This is a genomic window from Methylophaga sp. UBA4204 (assembly GCF_002379485.1).
Taxonomy (GTDB): Bacteria; Pseudomonadota; Gammaproteobacteria; order Nitrosococcales; family Methylophagaceae; genus Methylophaga.
The window spans coordinates 21,293-27,292 of sequence record NZ_DFTU01000078.1 but is presented as its reverse complement, the minus strand read 5'-3'; the positions used below and the strand labels follow the sequence as shown (position 1 = coordinate 27,292).

Genomic DNA, 6,000 nt, shown 5'->3' with positions numbered 1-6,000 from the left:
AAAGCGATTGGCTTCATTAGGCTCTTTATCCAAATCAACCCGCGCGTCAAACTGCTGCCAGCCGTAATAACTGAACCCCAGCTTATAGCGTTGCCAGCGGCGTTCGGTTTCCGCATCTCTTGAGTGTTTGGGATCAGCGACAAAGTAATAATGAAAATTCTCTTCGCAGGTCAGATACGTTCCCCAGGGAGTTTTACCATTGGCGCAATTATTGAAAGTACCCAGCACGTTTTTGCCTTCTGGATCAGCTCGGGTTTTCATCAACTCATGTCCTGCAGCCGGGCCGCTTATCTGCATTGGTGTGTTAGCCGTTAAACGGCGGGCATAGGTCGATGGACGGACAATTTGCCACTCACCATTTTCCTGTCTGACTTCAATCAGCGATACACCATGAGCATTTTGCTCTTTGGCGACTTTGTCGGCAGTGTAGGTTTCCGGTGAATGCTTATGGCTGCCATCGGTATGAATGATATCCAGATCCAGATATTCATGATTCATTACCAACAGGCCATGATCATTATTCTCTGAACCTTTAGGCAATGGAAAATACTGCAAGGCATCATGGTGCATACCGGCCTGTTGCATTTGATCAGCGGCACTATTGCTGGCATCCATGTTAAATGCCGGACCATCCGAAATAGGATCCCCCCAGCGGTAAAACACTTCAGCCCGGTAGCCTTCCGGCACCACCACTTCATCGAGTAAATCAGCGGTCGGAATCGGTGTAAAGCCAAGCAATTGAGATTGATTGCGAAGCATTGTAGCGGCCGAGGATAATGGCATGGCAGATGCCAGCATCGCACCTAAACTGAATTGCAGCACTGAGCGTCGACTCAACTGCTTTTGCAGGAGTGGATCAAAATGGTTGTTCATAAAAATTCCAACTACAAATTATCACTCGGTTTATTGTTTTAGTTGCCCCACCAGTTTATTCAAACTCTGGCTGACTTGATTGAGACTGTGCCCAGCCTGTTCAATTTCAGTTATTTGCTGATTCACGGTCTCTGAGCGCTGTTTGATCTGTTCGGTACTTCTGGCAATATCATCCACTACCGCTGTCTGTTGCTGGGTTGCTGTAGCGATGGAAGCATTGACCTGATGAATATTCTGCACCGCGTTTATTACCGGAGTCATCGCTGTTTTAGCTTTAAAACCTTGTTCAGCACATTGTTCAGCAAACTGACTCTGGGATCGAACCGTTGCAGCAGCTTCACCGCTGCTGTTCAGCAGATCGACAATAATGGCCTGAATTTCTTCCGTTGATTGTTTAGTGCGGGTCGCCAATTGTCGAACTTCATCGGCTACCACACTGAAACCTCTGCCATGTTCACCGGCTCTTGCGGCCTCAATTGCCGCATTCAGGGCCAACAGATTTGTTTGCTCAGCCACACTTTGAATCACCACCAGCACCTGACTGATATCCTTGCCACGTTGTTCCAATGTATTCATCGTGCTCTCAAATGCTAACAAATCCTCAGCGAGTTGATGACTGGCATTGGCAGCACTGGTTAATTGTTGACTGGCCTGCTGAGTTGCCTGAGTAGCCTGTTCTGTTGATTCAGCCGCATTTGAGGCACTTTGGGCAACCTCTTTAAAGGAATACGATAACTCGGTGACCGCAGCCGAAACTTCCTCGGTGGCGGCAATCTGTTGTTGATTGACCGATACCGCCTGCATTGAGGAAGTTTGTAAATCAGTACTGGCAGCCAATACATTTTGAGATTGCTGATTCAGCTTATCAATCAACTGAGCAAAATAACTTTGTAGCTGCAGGGCCGATTGCTCAACGGATCGTGATTCGACAAACGGTAGCTGTGAAACCAGCGTCTGTTGAAAGTTACCTTTAATCATCTGGCTGAAATAATGCTCTAACTGAATTAGAAAACGGATGATTCGTTTCTGTAAAAAATAGAACAGCAAAATAGTCAGGATAATAATGGTAACAACCCCCATCATGATCCACTGTACCTGCTGACTGACAGACTGTTTGATGTCTTCTATTTTTAACTGAAACTGATCCAGCTTATCGGCAAATGTAGAAATCTCGCCACCTAAGGCCGCGCGTTTTTGTTGTAGCTGCTGATCAAACTCTAATGTATTGCTTAATTCTTTTTCATAGCGTCTGCTCAATGAGAATAATGAGTCAATGCCACGTTGCCCAAGTTCTTCCGGCTCCTGGGGAATTAATGCTTCGGTATTCACTTCTGAATAAACACCAAATTTTGGCAGAGTATTTAATTGTTCCAACTTATCGATAAACGCATTGTTCGCAGAAACTAATGCTGTTTGAATCTCGCTGGTTTGCAATTCGATATAACGCTGCCGCAGGCGACCAATATCATTCAGTTGACGACTTAATTCTGCCAGTAGTGCTGTAAAGGATTGCTGATAGGGATGCCCCTGCGCTTCTCTATTTTGAGCGTAGTCGATCAAAAGGCCAATTTCACCATCTCGTTCACGTTCATTCTGAATCAGCAGCGCTTGTGGATTACCAGCCAGTTTTCCAGCCTCACGCACTTCAAGTACTTTTTCCTGAAGCAAGGCAATGGCAGATTGAATCGTCTGATTATCCTGTTCAGTGAGCCAGGTCTGTTCTACGGTAGATAATTCAACAAGCTGTGTTTCCGCCTGTTGAAGCAGGTCAGCATCACCGGAAGCCAGATAACGGGCCAACAACACCCGAACCTCAATATCAAACCGGGATTTAAATTGCTGGAACTGCTGGGCGATCTGATAGGGCTTATCTAATTGTTGCCAACCCCAAATACCCGCCAGCACTCCTATCATTAATCCAGCAGCCATAAATATTGCCAGCCATCTTGATACCACACTTAATCTCACACCTGCTCCAGTATAAATAGACATACAGGCACGAGACTCTATAGGGTGTTAATGACAGCTTTATGACGGGGTATTGTGTTGTTCCAAAGCCCACTGTACATGTTCACGTACAAGCTCTGAGGGATATTCAATCCGATCCTTTAATGCCGCCAAAACTGTTTGTGAAGTTTTGGCATTCCCCAGAGCAATAGCAATATTCCGCAACCAACATTCATAACCAATGCGGCGGATTGGGCTGCCTTCAAGGCGTTGCAGAAATTCAGATTCGGTCCAGGTAAATAAATCCACCAGCTGAGGGGCATCAAGACCTTCGCGTGGCAAATAAGCCGATTCTGTTGTCATCTGAGCAAATTTGTTCCAGGGACATACCAACTGGCAGTCATCACAGCCATATATCCTATTGCCCATCATAGGTCGGAATTCGACAGGGATACTGCCGCGAAGCTCAATGGTCAGATACGAAATACAACGCCGGGCATCCAGTTCGTAAGGTGCGATAATCGCCTGAGTCGGGCAGATATCGATACAGGCCGTGCAGGAACCACAATGATCAGATACAGGCTCTGTCAGTGGTAAAGGCAGATCAGTATAAATTTCGCCCAAAAAGAAATATGAACCGTTTTGCCGGTTTAACACATTGGTATGTTTGCCAATCCAGCCCAGTCCGGATTTTTGTGCCAGGGCTTTTTCCATCACGGGAGCGCTATCGGTAAAAACCCGATATCCCATTGCACCAACGGCCTCCTCAATTCGTTGCGAAAGCCGAAGTAAACGCTTACGTATCAATTTGTGATAATCCCGACCCAGTGCATAACGGGAGATAAAACCCAATTCACTCTCGCCCATCACTTGCCATGCATCGGAAGCGGTTTCAGGCCAGTAGTCCATTCTGGCGGTTATTACGCGAATAGTTCCGGGCATTAACTCTTCGGGATGGGTTCGCAAACTGCCATGGCGTTGCATAAACTCCATCTCACCATGAAAACCGCGCGCTAACCATTGTTGCAATTGATCTTCAGCTGCAGAAAGGTCAATATCACTGACCCCAAGCTGCTGAAAGCCCAGTGAACGCGCCCAGATCTGCATATCTTTTAAAAGCGTTCGGGATAACTGCACTGTATTTGAATCGGCCATGCGGGCTATTATAAAGAACTGAATTTTTTCATCGGGATATTATTTTATGTCGACCTTGCCACATGAACTTTACACTGCAGAACAGACCCGTGAACTGGAACGTATTGTCACAGGGCAACATAATATTTCGTCAGCAACATTAATGGCACGTGCAGGCGGGGCTGCGCTGGATTGTATTAAATGTCATTGGCCCCAAGCTGAACGTATATTAGTGGTTTGCGGTACTGGAAATAATGGTGGGGATGGCTTCGAACTGGCCAGACAGGCAATCGCGGAAGAGTATCGCGTCAGCATTTTTCAGGTGGGCGATGAAAAAGAAATGAGCGAGGAAACCTTTGCAGCCCGTGAAGCAATTCTTGCCAGCGGTGTTGAAATTCATCGGTTTGAAGATAAATTACCCACCACAGACGTTATTGTTGATGCGCTTCTGGGTATAGGGCTCAGTCGTGAAGTAAGTGGTTACCATGCCTTAGCGGTTAACGCTATCAATGAACATACAAAACGAATACCGGTTTTAGCGCTGGACATTCCTTCCGGTCTTCATGCTAACACCGGCCGCGCATTAGGAACCGCCGTCCATGCCACAATCACATTAAGCTTTCTAGGTTTGAACAAAGGGTTATTTACCGGCGTAGGCCCCAATTACTGTGGCCAGGTCTGCTTTGATTCATTAAAAGTCCCTTCTGCCATCTATAAAGCTTTTACCCCCATTGCGCGTCGGGTCAGTCTGGAAAACGATGCGGCAGGACTAGCCCCTCGCGAGCGTACAGGTCATAAAGGTTTATATGGCCATTTGTTTATCATTGGCGGCGATCATGGTATGCCTGGCGCAGCACGCGTTGCAGCTGAGGCAGGAGCGCGCGTAGGTTCCGGTTTAACCAGTATTGCAACCCGAAGTGCACACGGTCCCATCCTGAATCTGGCCCGACCTGAATTGATGTGTTATGGCGTTGAAAGTGCCAGTGAGCTTGAGGAATTGCTGCGTCCTGCAAATGCACTTTCAGTTGGCCCTGGTCTTGGCCAGAGTGAATGGGCCATTGCGTTATTCCAGAAAGCCATTGAAACCAACCTGCCGATGGTCGTTGATGCAGATGCGCTAAATCTGCTGAGTAAAAACCCACAACATCATGATAACTGGGTGCTCACCCCGCATCCTGGTGAAGCAGCCCGTTTATTGGGTTGTAGCTCAGAAGAAATCCAGGCAGATCGTTTTGCTGCAGTTTATGAACTGCAAAGACGTTATGGTGGCGTGGTAGTTCTGAAAGGATCAGGAACACTGATTTCCAACGGTGAAGCACCGACCCGTCTTTCCACATGGGGTAATCCCGGAATGGGCAGTGGTGGTATGGGTGATGTACTGGCCGGGGTCATTGGGGGACTGCTGGCGCAGCATTTTCCAATCATGGATGCCGCCTGTGTGGGCGTCACGCTTCACGGCATGGCGGCGGATAAAGCAGCCGAACTTGATGGTGAACGCGGCACACTGGCCATGGATTTGATGCCACATCTGCGTCGACTAGCAAATCTTATCTATTAATGTTCTGGCTCAAAGACGAACAAGCTACTCTGGAATTAGCGGCTAAACTGGCGGCCTTGCTGCCTGATTCAGCATTCTGCATCCACCTCAAAGGTGACCTTGGAGCGGGGAAAACGACTTTTGTTCGGGGATTGCTCAAAGCTCTTGGCCATTCAGGTAAAGTTAAAAGCCCGACTTACACTCTGGTCGAGCATTATCAGCTCAATGCGCGGGATATTTACCATTTTGACTTATACCGTCTCGCTGATCCGGAAGAACTGCTCTATCTGGGTATAGAAGATTATTTTTCTGCCAACGCCCTCTCGTTAATCGAATGGCCGGAACAAGGCACAGGCGTTTTACCTGAGCCCGACCTGCTTATCTCTTTGAAATATCAGACTTCCGGCCGTGAAGTTATTTTTAGGGCTTATTCCGAAGTTGCTTCTGATATCTGCGACAAACTTCACAACTAATTCAGCTTTATTCGCTATCTCATTAAAAATATAGAA

At 47.3% G+C, this 6,000-nt stretch carries 5 protein-coding genes; 2 read left to right on the top strand and 3 right to left on the bottom strand.

Features of this window, described 5'->3' with window-relative positions; translation table 11 throughout:
• The 3 genes from B3182_RS11200 to queG form a co-directional block, all read right to left on the bottom strand.
• Positions 1 to 873: PhoX family protein (locus B3182_RS11200; RefSeq protein ID WP_292752768.1), on the bottom strand; the 873-nt coding region annotated here is incomplete at its 3' end.
• A gap of 30 nt (positions 874 to 903) precedes the next feature.
• On the bottom strand, positions 904 to 2,865 hold the full coding sequence (locus B3182_RS11195) for a methyl-accepting chemotaxis protein (protein ID WP_292356608.1): 1,962 nt from the start codon (positions 2,863 to 2,865) through the stop codon (positions 904 to 906).
• A gap of 36 nt (positions 2,866 to 2,901) precedes the next feature.
• Complete coding sequence (queG, locus tag B3182_RS11190; protein ID WP_292356610.1) at positions 2,902 to 3,975, bottom strand: tRNA epoxyqueuosine(34) reductase QueG; 1,074 nt, start codon at positions 3,973 to 3,975, stop codon at positions 2,902 to 2,904.
• Positions 3,976 to 4,021: 46 nt separating this feature from the next.
• Between queG and B3182_RS11185 the strand changes: the two genes are divergently transcribed.
• Both B3182_RS11185 and tsaE read left to right on the top strand, forming a co-directional pair.
• Positions 4,022 to 5,512: an NAD(P)H-hydrate dehydratase gene (locus tag B3182_RS11185; protein WP_292752765.1), complete on the top strand. Its 1,491-nt coding sequence runs from the start codon at positions 4,022 to 4,024 to the stop codon at positions 5,510 to 5,512.
• Complete coding sequence (tsaE, locus tag B3182_RS11180; protein WP_292356613.1) at positions 5,512 to 5,964, top strand: tRNA (adenosine(37)-N6)-threonylcarbamoyltransferase complex ATPase subunit type 1 TsaE; 453 nt, start codon at positions 5,512 to 5,514, stop codon at positions 5,962 to 5,964. The genes B3182_RS11185 and tsaE overlap by 1 nt, the downstream gene beginning before the upstream one ends.
• Positions 5,965 to 6,000: the final 36 nt, after the last annotated feature.

Coding starts and splice junctions, on each gene's coding strand:
- queG (WP_292356610.1), bottom strand. CDS start 3,975: ATGGCCGATTCAAATACAGTGCAGTTATCCCGAACGCTTTTAAAAGAT.
- B3182_RS11185 (WP_292752765.1), top strand. CDS start 4,022: ATGTCGACCTTGCCACATGAACTTTACACTGCAGAACAGACCCGTGAA.
- B3182_RS11195 (WP_292356608.1), bottom strand. CDS start 2,865: ATGTCTATTTATACTGGAGCAGGTGTGAGATTAAGTGTGGTATCAAGA.
- tsaE (WP_292356613.1), top strand. CDS start 5,512: ATGTTCTGGCTCAAAGACGAACAAGCTACTCTGGAATTAGCGGCTAAA.